Annotated in this window: 2 protein-coding genes and 1 pseudogene; 1 reads left to right on the forward strand and 2 read right to left on the reverse strand. The window is 70.4% G+C overall.

All coding sequences use genetic code 11. The annotated features are described in order from the left end of the window. Positions 1-281: integrase core domain-containing protein (locus GT045_RS23065; protein ID WP_161335299.1), on the forward strand; the 281-nt coding region annotated here is incomplete at its 5' end. A 930-nt stretch (positions 282-1,211) separates the two neighbouring features. Here GT045_RS23065 and GT045_RS23070 read toward each other — a convergent pair. Together GT045_RS23070 and GT045_RS39945 are read right to left on the reverse strand one after the other, a co-directional pair. Beyond that, the gene (locus GT045_RS23070; RefSeq protein ID WP_161335300.1) at positions 1,212-1,973 is read right to left on the reverse strand and encodes a DUF4239 domain-containing protein; all 762 of its coding nucleotides are present in this window, start codon (positions 1,971-1,973) and stop codon (positions 1,212-1,214) included. A gap of 178 nt (positions 1,974-2,151) precedes the next feature. After that, positions 2,152-2,403 (reverse strand): annotated as a pseudogene (locus tag GT045_RS39945) (dihydrolipoamide succinyltransferase); the annotation flags it as partial.

Here is a 2,403-nt window from a genome sequence, read left to right on the forward strand (position 1 = left end):
CCTGCTACCGCTCACGCGACTGGCGCGATGCCCTGGCGAAGGCCGGGATCGTCCACAAGCGAACACGGCCCTACCGGCCGCAGACGAACGGCAAGGTCGAACGCTTCAACCGCACCCTGCTGGACGAGTGGGCCTACGCCCGCCCCTACCGCTCCGAGGCCGAACGACGCGCCGCCTTCAGCGAGTGGCTGCACACCTACAATCACCACCGCGGACACACCGCGCTCAAGGGCCAACCACCCGCCAGCCGCGTCCCCAACCTCACAGGGCAGTACACCTAGGGCGTGTGTCGAAAATTCTTCTGGAGCGGCTGTGGGGTCGCTTCGCTAGGGTGCGGCCATGGCGAACTACGTGCTGGTTGCAGATGGCGAACCGTTCGTCTCCTCCTGGCCGGACGGCGGGGTGATGGTAAGGGCATCGATCGCCGAGAACGGGGGAGCACTGGCGGCTGATCGAGATGGACACCGGCCACTGGCCGATGTTCTCCTGACCGCGCGAACTGGCGCACATCCTCCTCGAAATCGCCGGGGAGTGACCGCAGTTCCACGCTTGCGGACTCTTTGCCGGCGTATATCACGAGGGCTGGTCGCAGCCATTCGTTGATGGCCGCGACGAGGACGGTCGCCTCGTCGCGGACCGCCGACTTGTCGTATCGCGTGGCGACGGCTTGGTACCTCTCAAGGCGCTTGATGCCCACTCGATCGCGTGGCGCTCGCGGTGGTCAACCGGGTCGAACGCGGCGGCCGACCGCCACGGGATCCGAGCTTCCTGCGGTCGTGGGTCTGGTCGACCTTGTCGGGGATGGTGCAGCAGATCCCCCGGCGGCGCAGGTAGGAGCAATTCCTGCGCGAGGCGCACGCCATTCAGGTCCCACGTGATCGCACCCCTCGCGTCGGCCACGGACTGGAGGCGGGTGAGGACCCGTGTGCCAGGTGCCGTCCCGCTGCCATCGGCGGAACAGGTCGTAAATCCGGCCCCACGGCCCGTACTCGACGGGTACGTCCCTTCACGGAACCCCTGTCCGACCCGGAACCGTATGCCGCCGGTCAGCTGCCGTCGGGCCGGACGGGCGGCCGCCCCGCCTTCGTCCCCTTCGACAACAACGGCTCCTACACCGCCCACTGTTCGTCCGTGAGCCCCCTCCCGTGCCATGAACCGTGATCATTCACAGCTCAAGATCCACCTTCGATACACGGCCTGGTCCCAGGCGGTCACAGGGCCGTGGTCAGCAGATCGCTGAGGGGCTGCGCGGAGTCGGTGCCCGAGTGGCCGAAGGGAGCGTCGAAGCTCCAGACGAGGCAGAGCAGGAAGACCACCAGGGCGCTGAAGGCGGTGGCGAGCAGCAGTTCGCGGGCCGAGCGGCGGATCTGCAGGGTGTACAGCAGACCGAGGGTGACGACGGCGCCGGCGACGAGACCGAACCAGACCTCGCCAGGCAGGGTGGTGCCGGCACTGTCCAGGCGCTGGTGACGTGCGTCGTCCGCGGCGGCGATCTGGTCCAGCAGCGGCTGGTACGCCTGGGCCTGGAGTTCGTCGCCCGGAGTGTGGTGGGCGACGTCGCTGCGGATCCGGGCGAGCAGCCGGCCGCCGGTGCCGTCGACGGGCGCGTCGCGCTCCATCGCGGGCCACTCGGTGGTGACGGCGTGCCGGGCGTAGTCGTCGATGTGGTGGTGCACCTGGGCGTGGAAGGCGGCCGGGTACACGTCCAGTCGCTGGTCGATCTCGTACAGTGCCTGCGCCTCGCGCTGCACGGTGTCCTCGGCCGCCCCGCGGGCCTCCCAGACACCGGCGATGGCCAGACCGAGCACGATGGCATAGACGACGCCGACCATCATGACCATGTACTCCAGCACGTCCGGTGTCTCGGAGGTGTCCTCGTCGACGGCGACGCGGCGGTGCCGCACCACGATGGCCACGACGACGAGCAGACAGACCAGGATCGAGATCAGCGTGTAGACGAGCCACTCGGGCACAGCACAACTCCAGGACGGGTACGGCAGGACAGGCACGGCAGGACAGACACGTGGAACGGGTACGTCGGAACGGAAGGAGAGCGCGCGAGCCCCGGGGGCGGGAGCGCGAGCACCACGGGCGGGGGGGGCTGGGGGGACACGGCGGCCGGACGGGGGTGACGGCCGGCCGATGCGAGGGTCAGCCGCGGCTCCGCCGGCGGGAACCGGGCCGCAGCACGGCCGCTGCCAGGATGGCCGGGGTGGTGACCACGGCCATGGTCATGGTGGTCGGCGTCCCGGCCAGGGCCGGGCGGTGCGGGCCTCCGGTGTAGTGCGGGCGCGGCACCCAGTGGAAGGCTGCCGGTGCCCTCGCGGGTGCGGGGGAGGGGCTGGGCCGCGGACCGGCCGGCGTGACCGCTGCCTCCGCGACCGGTGCGGCGGGGGCCGGCGG

This window comes from Streptomyces sp. SID486, assembly GCF_009865385.1.
Classification (GTDB): domain Bacteria; phylum Actinomycetota; class Actinomycetes; order Streptomycetales; family Streptomycetaceae; genus Streptomyces.